This is a genomic window from Massilia sp. TWP1-3-3 (assembly GCF_049897805.1).
In the GTDB taxonomy this organism is placed as follows: Bacteria; Pseudomonadota; Gammaproteobacteria; order Burkholderiales; family Burkholderiaceae_D; genus Telluria_A.
In genome coordinates, this window is record NZ_JAFCWX010000015.1 from 115,208 (window position 1) to 131,780 (window position 16,573).

Genomic DNA, 16,573 nt, shown 5'->3' on the forward strand with positions numbered 1-16,573 from the left:
CGCTTGGTGCTGGCTTATTTGCGGAAAACAGTTGTTTCCGGGCTTAGTTCACGTTACCTTGGAGAATGTCGTTTCCGATCTACGTAATGTCTAAGGAAAATCAACGTGTCATCGACGAACTTTTATCAGCGGCCGGCCGCGCTCAATCGTAAACACCATCGCAACCTCAAGCTCGACACGGGCAAGAGCAATTTTCTTTTCGCGGCGCATACCAATTCGCTGCTGCTCGCCAGCACGGAACTGATCGACGCGGCAGCAAGCTATCCGCTTGTGTTTGTCGGCAATGATGGCGGGCCGTACACGCTGGCCGCCATGGTGGGTTTGAACAACGCCGAAAATCTGTTTGTCGATGCGGCCGGTAAATGGGATGCGGGCAGCTATGTGCCAGCCTTTGTGCGCCGTTATCCCTTTGTGCTGTCCGGCGGTGGCGGCGACGGCGAGCCGGAGATGACCGTTTGCATCGACGAAGCATTTGCCGGCCTGAACGAAGCGGCAGGACAGCCCCTGTTCGACACGCAAGGCAAGGAAACGCCACTGCTGGCTGCCGCCATCGACTTCTTGCAACATTTTCACGCCGAAATGCTCAACACCAACGCTTTTGCCGAACGCCTGTCCACCCTCGGCCTGCTGACGGCGCGTTCGTTCGAGGTCTTGCGAAATGGCAATAAGCTGGTGGTGGAAGGCGTCGTCATCATCGATGCAGAAAAGCTGGCCACGCTTGACGACGCCACCGTGCTGGCCATGGTGCGCAGCGGCGACATGGCCCTGGCGCATGCCCATCTGTTGTCGCTCAAGCAAATTCCCCACTTGGCCGTGCGCATGGAGGAACGCCATTCGCCGGCAAGCTGAAGCAGGTCATGGTTCGTCACGGTCGGTAGCCGGGCTCATCCAATCGAACGGGCGCGTCAATACCGTACAATCTGCGCAATAGACGAGCGTGCCGTCCGCCACGCCATTTGCTCTACAGGAAACACCCATTTCCATGCTCGATCCCATCCCGCACGGCGCTGACACCGGCGCGACCGTCACCGTGACCGACATCGGCACTGCGATCTTTGAAAGCAGCAACGATTGCGTCAAGATGCTCGATCCCGACGGCTGCGTGTTGTCGATGAATAAAAATGGTCAGTGCCTGATGGAAATTGACGATTTCAGCAGCGTTGCCGGGCGGGCGTGGGCAAGCCTGTGGCCGCAAGCGTCCAGCGGCGCCATCTGCACTGCGCTGGCCGACGCGCGCGCCGGGCGCACCGGCCGCTTCGAAGCCTACTGTCCGACCGCCAAAGCGACGCCCAAATGGTGGGACGTGATCGTCACGCCGGTGCTCGGTGCCGGCGGGCAGGTCGAGAAAATCCTGGCGATTTCGCGCGACGTCACCGAAGTGCGCCGCGCCAATGACGAACTGCGCGCCAGCCATGAGCGGTTTTCACTGCTGCTCGAGTCGTCCAGCGAGGGCATCTATGGCATCGGGCCGGGCCATATCTGCACCTTCATCAACCGCGCCGGTGCCCAGATGCTCGGCTATGAGCCGGCTGAACTGATCGGGCGCCAGTTGCACAGCGTGGTGCACCATCACCATGCCGACGGCAGCGCCTATCCGTGGGAAGAATGCCGGCTGGCAAAGGCGGTGCGGGAAGGCGCTGCCGTGCGCATCGAGGACGAAGTGTTCTGGCACAAGGATGGGCGCGCCATTGCCGTCTCTTACGCGGTGGCGCCCATGGCCGGCGAGGGCGGGCAAGCGGGCGCGGTCGTCACCTTTGCCGATATCACCGAGCGCAAGCAAAACCAGAAAGCGCTGCAATCGAGTGCCGAGCGATTGCGCGTGGCAACCGACGCCGCCGAACTGGGCCTGTGGGCGTGGGAGCCGGAAACGGGCAATGTTACGTGGGAAAACGCACGCGGCTACCAGATCCTGGGCATTCCCACTTCCAGCGGCCCGGTCGACGCCGCGCAATTTGCCGCCACTTTCCTGCACCCGGACGACATTGCCGCCTTCGAGCATGCGGTCTCGGTCACGCTGGCCGAAGACCGCCGCTTCAAGTTTGAGGGGCGCATTCTTCGGCGCGACGGCCAGGTGCGCTGGGTTGAGCTGTACGGGCGCAGCCAGCCGCGGCCCAACGCCGGCGCCTACCTGGTGGGGACGATTGCCGACATCAGCGAGCGCAAGCAAGCCGAAGAAAACCTGCGCGACGCCGACCGCCGCAAGGATGAATTCCTGGCCATGCTGGCGCACGAGCTGCGCAATCCTCTGGCCCCGATTGGCGCTGCCGCCGAACTGCTCAAGCTGGGCAAGTCGGACGCCGCGCGGGTGCGCCAGACCAGCGAAATCATCAGCCGCCAGGTGTCGCACATGACCCACCTGGTGGACGACCTGCTCGATGTCTCGCGCGTCACGCGCGGCCTGGTCACGCTCGACAAGGTGGCGCTCGACATGCGCCATATCGTTACCGACGCCGTCGAACAGGCCAGCCCGCTAATCCGCAACAAGCAGCACGCGCTGGCCCTGCACCTGACGCCGGCCGTCACGACCGTAATGGGCGACAACAAGCGCCTGGTGCAGATCGTCTCCAACCTGCTTAACAATGCGGCCAAGTACACGCCGGCCGGCGGCGCCATTGTGCTGCGTACCGAAGTCGACCAGGACATGGTGCTGCTGACGGTCAGCGACAATGGCATCGGCATCGAGCGCCAGCTGGCCGCCCGTGTGTTCGACCTGTTCACCCAGGCCGAGCACACGCCGGACCGCTCTTCCGGCGGGCTGGGCCTGGGCCTGGCGCTGGTCAAGAACCTGGTCGAGCTGCACGGCGGCTCGGTGAGCTGCTACAGCGCCGGAGCGGGGCAGGGCAGTACGTTTCGCGTCGCGCTGCCGCGCCTGGCGCTGCGGGGCGGGCCGGATGCAGCCTGCGAAGGCTTGCCGCTTGACGAGAAACAGCACGTGCCCTTGCGGGTGCTGCTGGTCGACGACAATGTCGACGCGGCCCTGATGCTCGGCATGCTGCTCGAAGCGTCGGACCACGCGGTGACGGTGGTCCATGGCGCCGACCACGCGCTGGCATGCATCGAGCGGCAAACCTTTGACGCCTGCCTGCTCGACATCGGCCTGCCTGAAATGGATGGCAACGAGCTGGCCCGGCGCCTGCGCCAGCATCCGCGCACAGGGGCCTGCGTGCTGGTCGCCATCACTGGCTATGGCCAGGAAAGCGATCGTCGCAATACGGCCGAAGCCGGTTTCGACCACCATTTCATCAAACCGGTCGACACCCGCAAATTGCTGGCGCTGCTGGAAAAAATCGCTTTAAAGCAGGGCGGATGCACGCGTGTTGCCTCGTTTGGCAGAAATAGGGCATAGTCAAATGACTAACCCCAACAAAGGCGCCACCATGACCAGCAATACGCACCCGCAAGACGATGACCTCACCGTCCAGATCGAACACGCCATTGAATCGGTGCTGGATTTGGCCAACCCGCCGCCGGCGGCAGATAGCGCGACGGGCCAGCCGTTCGCACCAGAAATAGCGCCGGCCGAAGGCGTACCGCTGGTCTCCGACGCCGAGCTGGAGCAACAGGCGCTGGCGCATCCGGGGGGCGACGCCGATCCGTCGACGCCGGAGTAGCGTGGCTGCGGTCCCATGGCACAAGGACCGCTGACTTTTTCACCAATATCTTCATTATAATTATCGTGCTCGCGCACGAGGGTGCAGTAAAACCCGTTTCGGTCGGCCCGACAGAAATCGCGAAGTTTGCGAACCGAAATCGAGAACAATAGCGTACTCGCGCACGCGGGTACCCATAGAGCCGATGGCCTTAGTTCTCACCACCATCGTCAGCGGGCCCCATGCACCGGCCTCACTTCACATCGCCGCAATCGATGTCGCCCGCACCCTGATGGTCGAACATCTGAATGCCCAGGCAACTGCCATCGCTGCTGCATTCCTGGATGTAGATGCGGATAAACTTCATCTTTTCCTGCGGCACTTCGAAGTTTTCCGGCAACGATAGAATCGTGGCGATCTCCTTGCGGCTCAGTTTGCGCTTGAAATCGACCGAAATTTGCTGCAGGTCGCCGTGCTCCCAGCTCAGGTCGATGGTCTTGATGTCGGGGTGGATCTTCGCCGCAGCCGCATCCGGAAAGGCAGGACCTTCTTCATACGCGTCGGCAGCCGTGCACGGGTTGCCACCGGCGACGTAAGGCTTGGCGCTGCAGTTAAAACGCTTGTCCCTGACGCCAAAGGTCTTTTCGACGTAACAGCCAAACTGCACCGGGTTCATTCCCGGCCACGTCAGCAGCTTGTGGTGCGCCACCGCCACGTTTCCAGTGGCAAAACCGAGCCGGGAGACCAGCGCGAGCACGGCAAACGCCATTAAATATTTCATTTCATCCTCTATCGCTGCCAAGTTTCCTAATCGCACCATTATCGCCCGGTTTTTACCCCCTCGCTCCACTGCTCATTGGAAAGCGTCCGATTGCCGCAACGGCATGCGCGTCGCTCGTTTGCGCCCGGTGCTAAGATGAACCACCGCAGTCGCGCTTGCTTGCACTGCCCGCCGAAAGAAAGACATGTCGCCCCTTGCCGGATCCACTGCTGGCGCCACCGATATCGCCGACGTCGCCCCGGTGGCTGCCGCCTTGCTGGCGCAACTGCAGCGATTGCAGCAGCAACTATCCGAATGCATCAATTGCGCCACCGCCCAAACGCCACAGGGCAAGGCGGCAATCGACGCCATCCGCGGCAAGATCAGTCAGGTTGAACAGCGCATCGCGCACTCCGACCAGGCCGGCGAACGGCGCCAGGCGCTGCTGGCAACGGGCAAAACCGAGCCGGCTGCATCGCTCGCCTCGTCCGCCGGCAGCGTTTCCCAGGCAGCCAAGTCGTCGCCGCTGGGCCGCACCATCGACCTGTTTGCCTAAGACGTGAAGAAAGCGAGCCGGGAATGGACATGACCGGTCCGGCATCGTCGAGCCCGACCGGCTGCCAGCGCCGGCCCGGGGGCGCGCCCTTTCCAAATCGGCCCAACTAGGGCAGAGTGTCGGCTGTTTGCCTAGCGAAAGACACGCCATGACGATTTCCGAACTCCCTTTCCGGGCCACCGTTGAACAGGCCAGCGCCTGGCTGGCTCACCAGACCGGCTCGCCGTGGAGCCTGGCCCGCCTGCTCGAGCATGGCGTCACGCCCTACGTCTGGCTCGATTTTGATGCCGCGCATGCCGCCTTGTTTGGCGACGCCAACGGCGGGTACGCCGCGCCGATCTTTTTCGAGCAGGATATTGCCCGCCTGGCTGCGGGCAGCGACGATGTGCTGATCACCATGACCAAGGATGCCTACAAGATTGTCGCCACGTTGCCGCCGCCCGGCTTTCGGCGCGCGCTGCACGAGCTGCGCTTCCTCAAGAAAGACCTGGAGCGCCTCGCCGCGCAATGCAAGCGCGCCGCCGAAGCGCAGCCGGTCAAAGTCGAGCCAGCCCGGGAATCGCGCGATGGCATCAGCGGTGCACAGGTCTTGCTCGCCTTTGCCGGCATGGTCAGGATCGATCTGGAGCGCGCCCTGGCCGAGGCGGGCGGCATTTTCGGGGACGATGGCGCGCGCGTGAAGGGCAGCGCGAAACAATCGAGGAACAAGGCGCTGTGGAATCCCGTCACGCTCGCGCTTGGATTGAACGAGGTGCACCGGGTGCCCATCTCGCGCCTGAACCGCGCGTTCGAGACGCATGATTTTCTGTTTGCGTGGGCGCCCCAATGGACCCAGAGCCTTCTGCTACTGGGTAAATAGCGAGGAACGGCTCCGCCAGTTTCGGCGCCGGACGCGGGAAAATCGCCAAAGGCAGAGCGCGTCATGCTAGCATCCGCCTGTACTTTTTGATAAGGTTCTCCATGGCGGACAGCGAAACAGTCGACGGACCGGACCAGGCGCTGCGGGCACAAGCTGCCACACGCGCTGCCGTCCTCGAACGGCGCGTGGCCGCCCTGGAAAAGATCGTCGCCATGGAACGGCGCCTGCGCGCGGTCCACACGCTCAGCCTGGCTGCGCCTGCACCGCGCCGGGCGCCGTTGCCGATGCCCGGCGCGCCGCTGGACGACGACTCCACCGTCCTGCACCGCCCTGGCCCGGCCATCGACGACGCCACCGTGCTCTACCCGCGCACGCCCACGCCCGGCAAAGTGGCCACGTCCGAAACCGCCCTGGTTCTCGCGCCTGGCTTTCACCTGGCCGAGTACCGCATCGACGCCGTGCTGGGCCAGGGCGGCTTTGGCGTGACCTACCTCGCCACCGACGTGCACCTGAACGCCAAGGTCGCAATCAAGGAATACCTGCCGGGCGAACTGGCGCAGCGCTCGGGCGACAAGTCGGTGTCGCCGCGCTGCCCCGAAGTCGGGACCCTGTACCAGGACGGGCTGGATAATTTCCTGGTCGAGGCGCGCACGCTGGCCACCTTCCGCCACCCGAACATCGTGCGCGTGGCGCGATTTTTCGAAGCCAACCGCACCGCTTATATGGTGCTCGAATACGAGCGCGGCCAGAGCCTCAAGCAATGGTGGCCGCAGTGCAGGGCCACCGCCGAAAGCGAGTTGCTCGGCCTGCTGCAGCCCTTGCTTGACGGCTTGGCCGTGGTGCACCAGGCCGGCTTTTTGCACCGCGACGTCAAACCCGACAACATCTACCGGCGCAAGGACGACGGCAGCCTGGTGCTGCTCGACTTCGGCGCGGCGCGCCTGGCGGCCGGCCAAGCTGACACGCTGGCCGACGTCGTCACGCCCGGCTACGCGCCGCCCGAGCAGTACGGCGGTGCGGCGCAAGGGCCGTGGACCGACATCTATGCGCTCGGCGCCACGCTGTACTGGATGGTTACCGGGGCCAAGCCGCCCGCCGCCCCGCAGCGCGAGCGCGGCGCGGCCACCATGGTCAGCGCGCTCGAAGCGGGGCAGGGCCGCTACAGCGGCGCGTTCCTGGGCGCCGTCGACTGGGCCTTGGCGCTCGACCCTGCGGCCCGTCCGCAGAACCTGCAAGCGTTTTCGCGCCAGCTGTTCGCCGCCCACGCGGGCAGCCTGGCGCTGCGCGACGCGCTGCGTGAAGACGACACCGACACCGACACCGACACCAACACCGACACCAACACCGACACCGACACCGACGCCGACATCGGCATGGGCAACGCGAGCTGGCGCGCCTTGCTCGACTCGCCGCGCTTGCTCAAGCGGCGCGCCGTGCGGCTGGGCCGCGCGGTGACCCATCCGATCTCCTGGCCGCTGGTGCTGAAGATGACGATCGCGATGGTGCTCGCCGCGCTGCTGCCGATGCTGATGACGGCCTACTACAACTTGAACGGTTCGGTGAAGGCGGTGTCGGCCAGCGAAATGCGCAATCTGCAGCGCATTGCCGCCAGCAGCGCCGGCCAGGTGGCGCAACTGGTCGAGGATAGCCAGAACCTGGCCAACTACGCGGCCACCGAGGCCGAATTCATCGACTACCTGCGGCGCGCGGACGCGGCGCGCAAGCAGGTGGTACTGGCCAAGATGGGCAACCTGATCCGGACCCACCCCGATGTTGCCCTCATTTTCCTGATGAACCCCGATGGCCTGGCGCTCGCGGCCAGCGGGCCCAATGTCGAAGGCAACAACTATGGCTTTCGCGAGTATTTTAAAGAGGCGGTCAAGGGGCGCGCCGCGCGCACCGGCATCCTGGTCGGCGCGAGCGACGGCAAGCGGGGCATGTTTTACGCCAATCCGATTGTCGACAGCGCCGGCAAGGTGCTGGGCGTGGTGGTCCTGCGCATCAAGGCGAGCAGCATTGCCGACATTTTGCAGGGGATTACCGCCGGGACCGACCGGGTGCCCTTCATGATCGACGGCGACGGCATCCTGATCTACTATCCAGACGAAAAGCACCTGTATCGCAGCCTGGGCGTGCTGTCGGCGCCAACCCAGAAGCGGATCGTGGCCGACAAGCGTTTTGCGCGCGAGCACATCGACAGCGTCCACATGCCACAGCTGGCGCGCACGCTGGTGGGCGCCACGGCGCCCGGCAGCGTCACTTACGTGTCGACGCTGTCGGACGAGGAAGAACACGCAGGCTTTGCGCCGGTCAAGGGCCACGACTGGGTGGTGGGCGTGAGCGAATCGCGCCGCGTGTTCGAAGCGCCGTTGCGCAAGCTGTTCCAAAATGTTTTGTTCAGCGTGGTGCTGGTCGGCGTGCTGTTCCTGGTGCTCGCGGTGCTGTTCGCGCGCAGCATCGTGCGCCCGATTGCGCGCCTGACTGCGGCCGCCAACGCGCTCAAGGAAGGCGACTACGAGGGCGCCAACATCAAGGTCACCAGCGCCGACGAGATCGGCCGCCTGGCGCGCACCTTCAATGTGATGATCGACGTGCTGCGCCAGCGCGAGCGCGAAAAACGCAGCGGCCGACGAGCGCGCGAGCTGCCTGACGACTGATGCGCGTGCCGTGACTGGCGGCTCGTCATTTGCTGCTACGTCACTGGCTGCTACGTCCTTGGCCGCTACGTCACTGGCTGCTACGTCACTGGCTGCTACGTCACGCGCGCGGCCAGTCGCCACGCGGCGAGCCGTCCCACATCGAAGCCGGCGTCGTCGCGCACGTTCAGCTGCCAGCGCCCACGGATCGGGCGCCCGAGCAGTGCGCGCAGGCCGGGCGTGTCTTGCGGCGTATAGGCGCGCACCAGGTTGTGCGCCGCTCCGCCGGCATGGTTATGCAGCAGCACGGCGCTGTTGTCGGGCGCAATGAGCTCGATACGCAGGTCGCCAATATAGGTGTGGCGGATGTCCACCTGCAGGCGGATGTCGCCGATGCGCCCGTCGTCGTTGACGTCGATGGCGCTGGCCACCGGCGCGCCCGCGTCGGGAATAGCCAGGTTGGGCTCTTGCCCAAGGTCGATGCGGCGCGTGTCGGCCGCGCCGGCCAAGGCCTGGCGCACCGCGCGCGCCGCGTTGACCTTGCCGTAACCGAACCACAGGCTGAAGCCGTCGGCGTTGATGTCGCCCGCTCGGTTAACGGCGGTGTCGGTAGCCAGCGACAGGTCCTTGTCGGCCGTGCCTTGCACCAGGGTCTTGACCTGCAGCGCGGACAGTTGTGCATTGGCCGAGAGCACCAGAGCGCACACGCCGGCCACCGTCGGCGTGGCGCTCGAGGTGCCGCCAAAGCGTCCCGTAAAGCGCGAGTCGGGCGTAAAGTCAGACCCTGGACCTGCGCCTTCGTTGTCGGTGGTAGTAATGCCGCGCCCGGGCGGCGTGGACAGACCCAGGTTGTCCCAGTTGTCGGACGGTGCGCACACGCTGATCTGGCGCCCCCAGGACGAATAGGGGGCGCGCGTCTTGCGCGAAGTGCTGGCGCTGACGGTGATCACGTCCGGGTGGGCGGCGACCCAGCGATCGATCGGGCCGCGGTAGCTGCGCAGGGCGCCGTCGTGGTCGCGGTAGCGGTAGCGGTAGGCGAGCGTATTGTCCAGGTCGGCCACCGGACAATTGCTGTTGCCCGCCGCAATGCAAAACACCAGGCCCTTGCCGCGCCGCCTGCCACTGCGCGCCAGCCTGGCCATGGCATCATGCAGCGCGCGGCTCATGGGGGCGTCGGCGGGACCGACGCCCCATGAGCACGAGAGCACGAGAGCACGTCAGCCAGCGTCGAGATCTTGTCGAACATGACGATGAAATGGGCGTCCGACATGGCGCCCAGCGGAAAGCGCACGGCCACCAGCGCGCAGCCGGGCGCCACGCCGATCACGCCGCTGCCATTGCCTTCGGCCACGGCCACGCCCAGGCAGGGCGTGCCATGGTAGTTGCCGGCGCGCGGCTGCACGTCGTCGTTCCAGGCGATCGACGCATTGTCGGCATCGCCGCCCAGCACCGCGTTCAGGCGCGCGCGCACCTTGTCCTGGCCCTGGAAGTCGGGGTGGGTCAGGTCGAAGCCGTCGTCGGCGACGGCCACCACGATGTCGCGCCGTTCCAGCGTGCTGTCCCACGCGTCCGGCGCGAAAATCCCGGCCCCCGCCACCAGGTCGGGCGCGACGCTGGCCGGCGCATGCAAATGCCACTGCTGGGCGAAACGCTCGTCGGCGGGAATGAAGGCGAACCTGGTCAACGGGCGGATGATGTTCGGCTCGGCGTACTCGATGTCGGCGTCAGTTGCGGCGGCGTTGGCCGCGCCGATCGGATTGCTGCCGGTGGCGTCGGTCACGCGCACCAGGTAAGTCAGGTTGCCCAGGTCGCGCTCACGCACCAGGTGCCGGTCCTGCAAATAGGCACTGCTGCGCTCGTCAGGCGTGTCGGGCTTGAACTTGATGAAAAAGCTCTCGGTGATGAGGTATTCGGTCTCGCCGCTTTCGCGGTCGCGGTAGACGTGGTGCACGACATGGCGGGCCGCGCGCATGGCGTCGACCGACCCGTTCGCGCTCCGGCCCGGGCACGGTGGCGCGCACCAGTCCGGGCGCCACGCTTTGCACTTGCAGCAGATTGACGCCGGCGCGCGCCGCCGCCTGCTGCGCCTGTTCGGCGGTGGCGGCCCGGATCGTGATGTCGGCGTCGTCCTTGCGCACCGCGATCTTGCGTCCGCCCTGCCAGAAAAATGTGGTGTCGGTCATGTTTGCTCCCTGGTGATGGTTGCGCTAGCGGTAGTCAACGCTCAGCGTGGCGAGCGCACCGTCGGCGATGCGTACATAGCCCGGTGCGCTCTGCTTGTCGGAAAATTGCAGCCGCAGTTGAGTGATGGCGCCGCTGCCCTGGTTGAGCGCCGCCAGGCCGGCCGCGCTAAATGGACCCGACAGGCCGGCGCCGGTGAACCGGGCGATGCTGGCCACTGCCGCGGCCGTGGGTGATACCCCCCAGTCGGCCGGCTCGGCGCTGGCGCGCGCGCCAAAGACGCCGCGCGCCACGTCGATCGTGATCGGGCCGGCCGCGGCGTCGTCCCACGGGTGGCCAAAGCGCCAGTGATGGGTTACGCGCAGCACGGCGCGCACGACCGTAGCGCCGGCGGGAATGGCGCTGGTGTCGAACGAGAGCACGGCGCGATTAAATTTGCCGTCGCTGCCCCGGCCAGTGGCCAGGCTGGAAAAAACGCCCGTTTCGGCAGCGCCGCCGCCGGCGCGCGCCTTGACGTAGCCGTCGTCGGCGGCATTGCTGGCAAAGACCAGCTGGTGTACCTCGCCGGCGCCGCCGCCGCCGGCCGCCGTGCGGGGCGCGGCCAGGCGGTCGAGCATGCGCTTGACGGGCGCGATCTGAACGCCGTTGCGCGTGTCGTAAGTGTCGGGCGAGGTATAGCCCCACCAATCGAAGCAGCCATTCGGGTTGCGTAGCGCAATACTTACCGTCTGCGGATACAGCACGATCAACCTGTTGCTGTCGGCCCATTGATTCAGGCCGCTGTTGCGCACATAGGCGTCATCGACATACTGTGCATACTGAAAGCAGCCGTGAAAGGCCACGTGCCCCCGGCATTGCGCGCCCTGCGCGCAGCTGGCCGGCACGTAGGCCCAGCCGCTGTCGTCCATGCCTGCGCTGCGCGCGCCGGCGATGAATTCATTCTGGTTAAATGCGATGAAGCTGCCCGACAGCACGCCGCCGTTGCGCGGCGCGAGCGGCCCGTAGATATGCTGCAACAGTTCGCCCGCGGCGTCATAGTCGCAGTCGTTGACGTAGGCGTCGCGCAAGATGGCGTTGTTCTTGTAGGCGCAAGGCTGCACGCGGCGGTCGCCTTCGAGCACAACCTGGTTATGGAAGGTCTCGATGTCATGGCGGTAGACGATGTTCTGGGCCGGCATGAAGTTGGCGTAGTAGGCGCTCAGGGTGTCGACCACGGCCGGGCGCACCACGTCGTCGTCGGTGCCGACGAAGATCCAGGCCTTTTGGCGCGCCAGATTGGCCGGGTTGTCGATCAGGCCGGCGGCGGCGCGCGCGCGTGAGCTGGGCAAAGCGCGCGATGTCGCCCGCCGTAGGCGCCGGGAAAAAGAGGTTGGGACTCATGCAGCGCGTCTGGGCGATGAAGACATTGCCCTCGGCGCAGTGGTAAGGGCCGCCGGCGAACACGCCCACCCCTTGCATGATCGACGAGTGCGCCACGTGCATCTGGACCGCCATGTAGGCGCCTGCCGACAGGCCCGACACCGAGCTTTGCGTGACGTCGACCCCGTAGGCCGGTAGGCTGACCGGCGCCCCCCGGGCGACGGCGAGCGCGCCGGCCAGGATGGCCAGCAGCATGGTTATTGCACAGCGATGCAGTTTGCCGCCCATGGCATGCCCCGTCTGGTGGCGCCGGCCCGTTTGCCGGCGCCCGTGTCCAGTTAGGCGCGCGGCAGGGCGCAGAGTTCAGACTTTATTTTGGGGCCGGCACGGGCAGGGTAATGCCAAGGTCCAGGCGCGGCCGCCGGAGTTCAGCACGTCCTTGGCGCCGGCCCCGGGCACGACCAGCTGCTTGCACTCGTCACTGGCGTGGCTACTCGCTGATCAACTGGTAGCCCTGGCGATACACGGTGAGCAGGCAGGAGCGGCCATCGTCGAGCAGGCCGAGCTTGTGGCGCAGGCTCGACAGATGAACGTCGATGTTGCGGTCGAAGCGCGCCAGCGGCCGGCCAAGGCCCAGCTCGGACAGTTCATTCTTGCTCACGGGGCGGCCCGGATGCATGGCCAGCACTTCGAGCAGGTTGAATTCGGTGCTGGTGAGCGCGAGCATGGCGCCGTTCCAGGAAGCGCGGCGCAGCGACGGCACCATGAGCAGCTTGCCCACCGCCAGCGTGACCGGACCGCTGCTGTTGTCCGGCGGCGGATGGGCGCGCCGCAAGATGGCGCGGATGCGCGCCGTCAGTTCGCGTGGCGTGCACGGCTTGGTGACATAGTCGTCGGCGCCCAGTTCCAGCCCCAGGATGCGGTCGGTGTCGTCGCCGCGCCCGGTCAGCATCAGGATGGGCAAGCGGCTTTTTTCGCGGATCAGGCGCAGCGTTTGAATGCCGTTCATGCGCGTCATCATCACGTCGACGATGGCAATGCAAAATTGCCCGCCGAGCGCCAGCGCGGCGCCGCTTGCGCCATCGTACGCCATGCCCATCCCAAAACCTTCCCGGGTCAGGTAGTCGCGCAGCATCTCCACCAGTTCCACGTCGTCGTCGATGAGCAGCACATTGTTCATTTCACCATGATAGCAAAGGGCGCCGTGGCGCGACACGGCGCCTGTCACCGCGCTCCTGTTGGCGGCCTGATACGCGGCGACATGCGACGGGCAAAAAAAAGCCTGCCCCGAAGGGCAGGCAAATCCAATTCTTGGTAGAAGTTGGAGGAGACGAGCTAATAATGCTGCACTGCCGCAAAAATGTCCAGCGAATTTGTACGCCCGCTCCCTTTTCTTCAATTTTCGGTAAAAACGCCCACGTCGCGCGCACTGTGTTCGGTACCCGGCATACACGCGAGCGGTAAGGAGCAATACTGTCGGAAAGCAGGTTAGTGGGCGCGCCCGGCGCAGCGGGGCGGGTCGCCAAAGCAGCAGCGTTTGCGGATTCGGCGTCCCAGGCAGTTGTCAGTACAGTAGCGCCGGTGGAAAAAACTACATGAAATTAACCCCGGAATTTCTCGCTCAGGGTGGTGAACTCGGCGCCTTGATGCGCGAAAAAAACTGGGCGGCCACGGCGCTGGGCGCACCCGGCGCCTGGCCAGACACGCTCAAGCACACCTTGCACCTGATCCTGGCGTCGCACCAGCCCATGCTGGTGTGGTGGGGGCCGCAACTGGTGCAGTTCTATAACGAGAGCTATCGCGATACACTGGGGCCGGAGCGCCACCCTGGCATGCTGGGCCAGAGCGGCAGGGAAACCTGGGGTGAAATCTGGTCCGTGATCGGCCCGCAAGTGGACGCTATCATGGCCGGCGGCCCGGCCACCTGGCACGAAGACCAACTCATTCCCGTCACCCGGCGCGGCGCGCGCGAAGACCTCTGGTGGAACTATGGCTACAGCCCGATCCGCGACGAGGGCGGCGTCTGCGGCGTGCTGGTCATTTGCAGCGACGTCAGCGCCGAACACCGCGCCAGGGTCGCGCTCGAAGCGATCAACCAGCGCCTGACCGACGAAATTGCGCGGCGCGAAGAAAGCGAGCGCAATCGCACGCTCCAGTTGCAGATCGCCGACACCTTGCGCGGCCTGACCGACTCGGACGCGATCGCGAGCGCCGCGTTTCATTTGCTCAGCGATTATTTGCCCGTGTCGCAGATCGATTACGCCGAAGTTGACGCCGGCGGCAGCCGGTTTGTCACGCGTCATTCATGGGAAGCCGAGCGCGTGCCCAGCCTGGCGGGAGTGGGCGGCGCCATCGACGCCTACGGCCCGGCCGTGAGCGCTGCCCTCTGCGCGGCCGAGGTCGTCACGATTGCCGACGTTCAAGCCGACCCGCGCACGGCCGCGCATGCCGCCGCGTATGCCGGTTTGCAAACGCGCGCCTGCATGAAGGTGCCCGTGATCAAGGCGGGCGCCCTGGTCGCCATCTTGACGCTGCACCAGGACGCCCCGTGTCAATGGTCGCCCAGCCACATCCCGCTGGTGCGCGATATCGCCGAGCGCATCTGGAACGCGATGGAGCACGCCGATGCGCAAGAGCGCCAGCGCGAGGCCGAACGCGCCTTGACCTTTGCGCGCAGCGCCAAAAGCGAGCGCCTGCGTTCGCTGTTCGAGCAGGCGCCCGGCTTCATGGCCATGCTCAGCGGCCCCGCGCATGTGTATGAATTCGTCAACGCCGCTTATATGAGCGTGGTCGGCGAGCGCGCGCTGCTCGGCCTGGCCGTGCGCGACGCGCTGCCCGAAGTCGAAGGGCAGGGCTATTTCGAGCTGCTCGACGCCGCCTACGCCAGCGCCACCCCGCGCGCCGCGCACGATGTGCCGCTGCTGATGCAAGCGCGCGCCAGCGAGCCGGCCAGGCTGGTGTATGTCGACTTCGTGTTCCAGCCGATCGTTGACGCCAATGGCGCCGTCACCGGCATTTTTGTCGAGGGCAGCGACACCACCGAACGGCACCTGGCCAAGGAGGCGCTCGATACCACGCGCGAGCGGATGGGCGAAGGCATGGTCGCGGCGCGCATGGCGATCTGGGACTGGGACCTGGTCACCGAACAGATCACGTTTTCGCAAAATACGCGGGAAGTATTCGGCGGCACCTGGGCCAGCATTGGCGACGTCTGGAAGTCGGTCTGGGAAGAAGACCTCGAGCGCCTCACGCGCGCCGGGGAGGCGGCCGAAGCGCATTGCGGCAGTTACGAGGAAGTGGTGCGCATCAAGCGCGCCGGCGTCGACGAACCGCTGTGGCTGCAAATTCACGGCAAATTCATCGCCGACGAGAGCGGCGTGGCGCGTACGGTGCGCAGCGTGGCCATCGACGTGACGGGCTTGAAAAACGCGCAACAGGCGCTGCAGGACGCCAATGTGCGCAAGGATGAATTTCTGGCGATGCTCGCGCATGAGCTGCGCAACCCGCTCGCGCCCATCCGCGCCGCCGCCCAGCTGCTCGACATGGTTCACGGCGACGGCAAGCAGGTGCAGCGCATGGGCGCCGTGATCGCGCGCCAGGCCGATCACATGACCAGCCTGATCAACGACTTGCTCGACGTCTCGCGCGTCACCTCCGGCCTGGTCACGCTGGAGCACTCGGCCCAGGATATCTGGAGCATCGTGGGCGAAGCGGTGGAGCAGGTCATGCCGATGATGCAGGAGCGCTCTCACCGCCTGTCGATCGACAACCCGGGCGTGCCGGCGATGGTGATGGGCGACCGCAAGCGGCTGGTCCAGATTCTGACGAACCTGTTGCAAAACGCGGCCAAGTACACGCCCGCCAAGGGGCACATCCAGGTCGAAGTGCGGCAGGCCGGCGGCGAAGTGGCCATGACGGTACGCGACGACGGGGTCGGCATGAATGCCGACTTGCTGCCCCATGTGTTCGAGCTGTTTTCGCAAGAAAAGCGTTCGTCGGACCGCTCGCAGGGCGGGCTGGGACTGGGCCTGGCGCTGGTGCAGCGCCTGGTGACGCTGCATGGCGGCGCCGTGCGCGCCCAGAGCGATGGGGCCGGACGCGGCTCGGCCTTCACGGTGCTGTTGCCGGCGATGGATGCGCCAGCCGGCACCCCCGCGCCGGAGCGGCCTGGCCAGGCCGCCACGATTGCGCCGCTGCGCATGCTCATTGTCGACGACAACGCCGATGCCGCCAACATCCTTGGCATGTGGCTGGAAACGTTCGGGCACCAAGTGCGCGTCGAGTATTCGGCCAAGGCGGTGCTGGAACGCGCTGCCAGCACTGCTTATGACGTGTATATACTCGACATCGGTTTGCCTGGCGTGGACGGCAACGAGCTGGCGCGCCGCCTGCGCCGGTTTGCGCACAATGCCAACGCGACCCTCATTGCCAACACGGGTTACGGAGGCGAGTATGACCGGGCCGAAGCCATGGCGGCCGGGTTCGACCATTATTTTGTCAAGCCACTCAACCTGCCCTTACTGGAAAAGGTGCTCGCGGCGATCACGCACCGGGCCGCGCCGCTGCTGCAGGCAGCATAGTTTTTCAGCGGCCCCCTGGCGCAGAACGGTTCTTTCGAAAAATGATGCCGGG

At 65.7% G+C, this 16,573-nt stretch carries 13 protein-coding genes; 7 read left to right on the forward strand and 6 right to left on the reverse strand.

Going from position 1 to position 16,573, the window contains the following annotated elements; genetic code table 11:
* Nucleotides 1–105: 105 nt before the first annotated feature.
* From ACP7D4_RS16540 to ACP7D4_RS16550, 3 genes are all read left to right on the forward strand, one after another.
* Nucleotides 106–849, forward strand: a complete 744-nt coding sequence (locus tag ACP7D4_RS16540) for a SapC family protein (protein WP_426210159.1) — start codon at nt 106–108, stop codon at nt 847–849.
* Between the two features lie 133 nt (nt 850–982).
* A complete protein-coding gene (locus ACP7D4_RS16545) occupies nt 983–3,346 on the forward strand; it encodes a PAS domain S-box protein (protein WP_426102137.1) in 2,364 nt (787 codons plus the stop codon).
* A 4-nt stretch (nt 3,347–3,350) separates the two neighbouring features.
* Nucleotides 3,351–3,611, forward strand: coding sequence for a hypothetical protein (locus ACP7D4_RS16550; protein ID WP_426210161.1), 261 nt, complete (start codon nt 3,351–3,353; stop codon nt 3,609–3,611).
* A gap of 232 nt (nt 3,612–3,843) precedes the next feature.
* On the opposite strand, the gene ACP7D4_RS16555 is transcribed toward ACP7D4_RS16550, so the two are convergent.
* Entirely contained in the window at nt 3,844–4,371 is a 528-nt protein-coding gene (locus ACP7D4_RS16555) for a hypothetical protein (protein WP_426102133.1), read from the reverse strand.
* A 184-nt stretch (nt 4,372–4,555) separates the two neighbouring features.
* Between ACP7D4_RS16555 and ACP7D4_RS16560 the strand changes: the two genes are divergently transcribed.
* The 3 genes from ACP7D4_RS16560 (at nt 4,556) to ACP7D4_RS16570 (ending at nt 8,422) form a co-directional block, all read left to right on the forward strand.
* Nucleotides 4,556–4,906, forward strand: coding sequence for a hypothetical protein (locus tag ACP7D4_RS16560; protein WP_426102131.1), 351 nt, complete (start codon nt 4,556–4,558; stop codon nt 4,904–4,906).
* A 148-nt stretch (nt 4,907–5,054) separates the two neighbouring features.
* A complete protein-coding gene (locus ACP7D4_RS16565) occupies nt 5,055–5,765 on the forward strand; it encodes a hypothetical protein (RefSeq protein WP_426102129.1) in 711 nt (236 codons plus the stop codon).
* Nucleotides 5,766–5,866: 101 nt separating this feature from the next.
* Nucleotides 5,867–8,422, forward strand: coding sequence for a protein kinase domain-containing protein (locus ACP7D4_RS16570; RefSeq protein WP_426210163.1), 2,556 nt, complete (start codon nt 5,867–5,869; stop codon nt 8,420–8,422).
* Nucleotides 8,423–8,517: 95 nt separating this feature from the next.
* Here ACP7D4_RS16570 and ACP7D4_RS16575 read toward each other — a convergent pair whose 3' ends face one another.
* The 5 genes from ACP7D4_RS16575 to ACP7D4_RS16595 all read right to left on the reverse strand — a co-directional run bounded on the left by ACP7D4_RS16575 (nt 8,518) and on the right by ACP7D4_RS16595 (nt 13,121).
* Nucleotides 8,518–9,567 (reverse strand): S8 family serine peptidase, encoded by a 1,050-nt coding sequence (locus ACP7D4_RS16575; protein WP_426210165.1) that lies wholly within the window; start codon nt 9,565–9,567, stop codon nt 8,518–8,520.
* The gene (locus tag ACP7D4_RS16580) at nt 9,564–10,373 is read right to left on the reverse strand and encodes a S8 family serine peptidase (RefSeq protein ID WP_426210167.1); all 810 of its coding nucleotides are present in this window, start codon (nt 10,371–10,373) and stop codon (nt 9,564–9,566) included. Before ACP7D4_RS16580 ends, ACP7D4_RS16575 begins: the two co-directional genes overlap by 4 nt.
* A complete protein-coding gene (locus ACP7D4_RS16585) occupies nt 10,261–10,584 on the reverse strand; it encodes a hypothetical protein (protein ID WP_426102119.1) in 324 nt (107 codons plus the stop codon). Before ACP7D4_RS16585 ends, ACP7D4_RS16580 begins: the two co-directional genes overlap by 113 nt.
* Before the next feature lie 24 nt (nt 10,585–10,608).
* Nucleotides 10,609–11,910, reverse strand: coding sequence for a hypothetical protein (locus ACP7D4_RS16590; RefSeq protein ID WP_426210169.1), 1,302 nt, complete (start codon nt 11,908–11,910; stop codon nt 10,609–10,611).
* A 521-nt stretch (nt 11,911–12,431) separates the two neighbouring features.
* On the reverse strand, nt 12,432–13,121 hold the full coding sequence (locus ACP7D4_RS16595; RefSeq protein ID WP_426102347.1) for a response regulator: 690 nt from the start codon (nt 13,119–13,121) through the stop codon (nt 12,432–12,434).
* Between the two features lie 415 nt (nt 13,122–13,536).
* On the opposite strand from ACP7D4_RS16595, the gene ACP7D4_RS16600 reads away from it, so the two are divergent.
* Complete coding sequence (locus ACP7D4_RS16600) at nt 13,537–16,521, forward strand: ATP-binding protein (protein ID WP_426210171.1); 2,985 nt, start codon at nt 13,537–13,539, stop codon at nt 16,519–16,521.
* Nucleotides 16,522–16,573 lie beyond the last annotated feature (52 nt).

Excerpts from the sequence above, each read along its gene's own strand:
- ACP7D4_RS16600 (WP_426210171.1), top strand. The coding sequence starts at position 13,537 with ATGAAATTAACCCCGGAATTTCTCGCTCAGGGTGGTGAACTCGGCGCC.
- ACP7D4_RS16595 (WP_426102347.1), bottom strand. The coding sequence starts at position 13,121 with ATGAACAATGTGCTGCTCATCGACGACGACGTGGAACTGGTGGAGATG.
- ACP7D4_RS16550 (WP_426210161.1), top strand. The coding sequence starts at position 3,351 with ATGACTAACCCCAACAAAGGCGCCACCATGACCAGCAATACGCACCCG.
- ACP7D4_RS16580 (WP_426210167.1), bottom strand. The coding sequence starts at position 10,373 with ATGCGCGCGGCCCGCCATGTCGTGCACCACGTCTACCGCGACCGCGAA.
- ACP7D4_RS16585 (WP_426102119.1), bottom strand. The coding sequence starts at position 10,584 with ATGACCGACACCACATTTTTCTGGCAGGGCGGACGCAAGATCGCGGTG.
- ACP7D4_RS16545 (WP_426102137.1), top strand. The coding sequence starts at position 983 with ATGCTCGATCCCATCCCGCACGGCGCTGACACCGGCGCGACCGTCACC.
- ACP7D4_RS16570 (WP_426210163.1), top strand. The coding sequence starts at position 5,867 with ATGGCGGACAGCGAAACAGTCGACGGACCGGACCAGGCGCTGCGGGCA.
- ACP7D4_RS16575 (WP_426210165.1), bottom strand. The coding sequence starts at position 9,567 with ATGAGCCGCGCGCTGCATGATGCCATGGCCAGGCTGGCGCGCAGTGGC.
- ACP7D4_RS16555 (WP_426102133.1), bottom strand. The coding sequence starts at position 4,371 with ATGAAATATTTAATGGCGTTTGCCGTGCTCGCGCTGGTCTCCCGGCTC.
- ACP7D4_RS16565 (WP_426102129.1), top strand. The coding sequence starts at position 5,055 with ATGACGATTTCCGAACTCCCTTTCCGGGCCACCGTTGAACAGGCCAGC.
- ACP7D4_RS16560 (WP_426102131.1), top strand. The coding sequence starts at position 4,556 with ATGTCGCCCCTTGCCGGATCCACTGCTGGCGCCACCGATATCGCCGAC.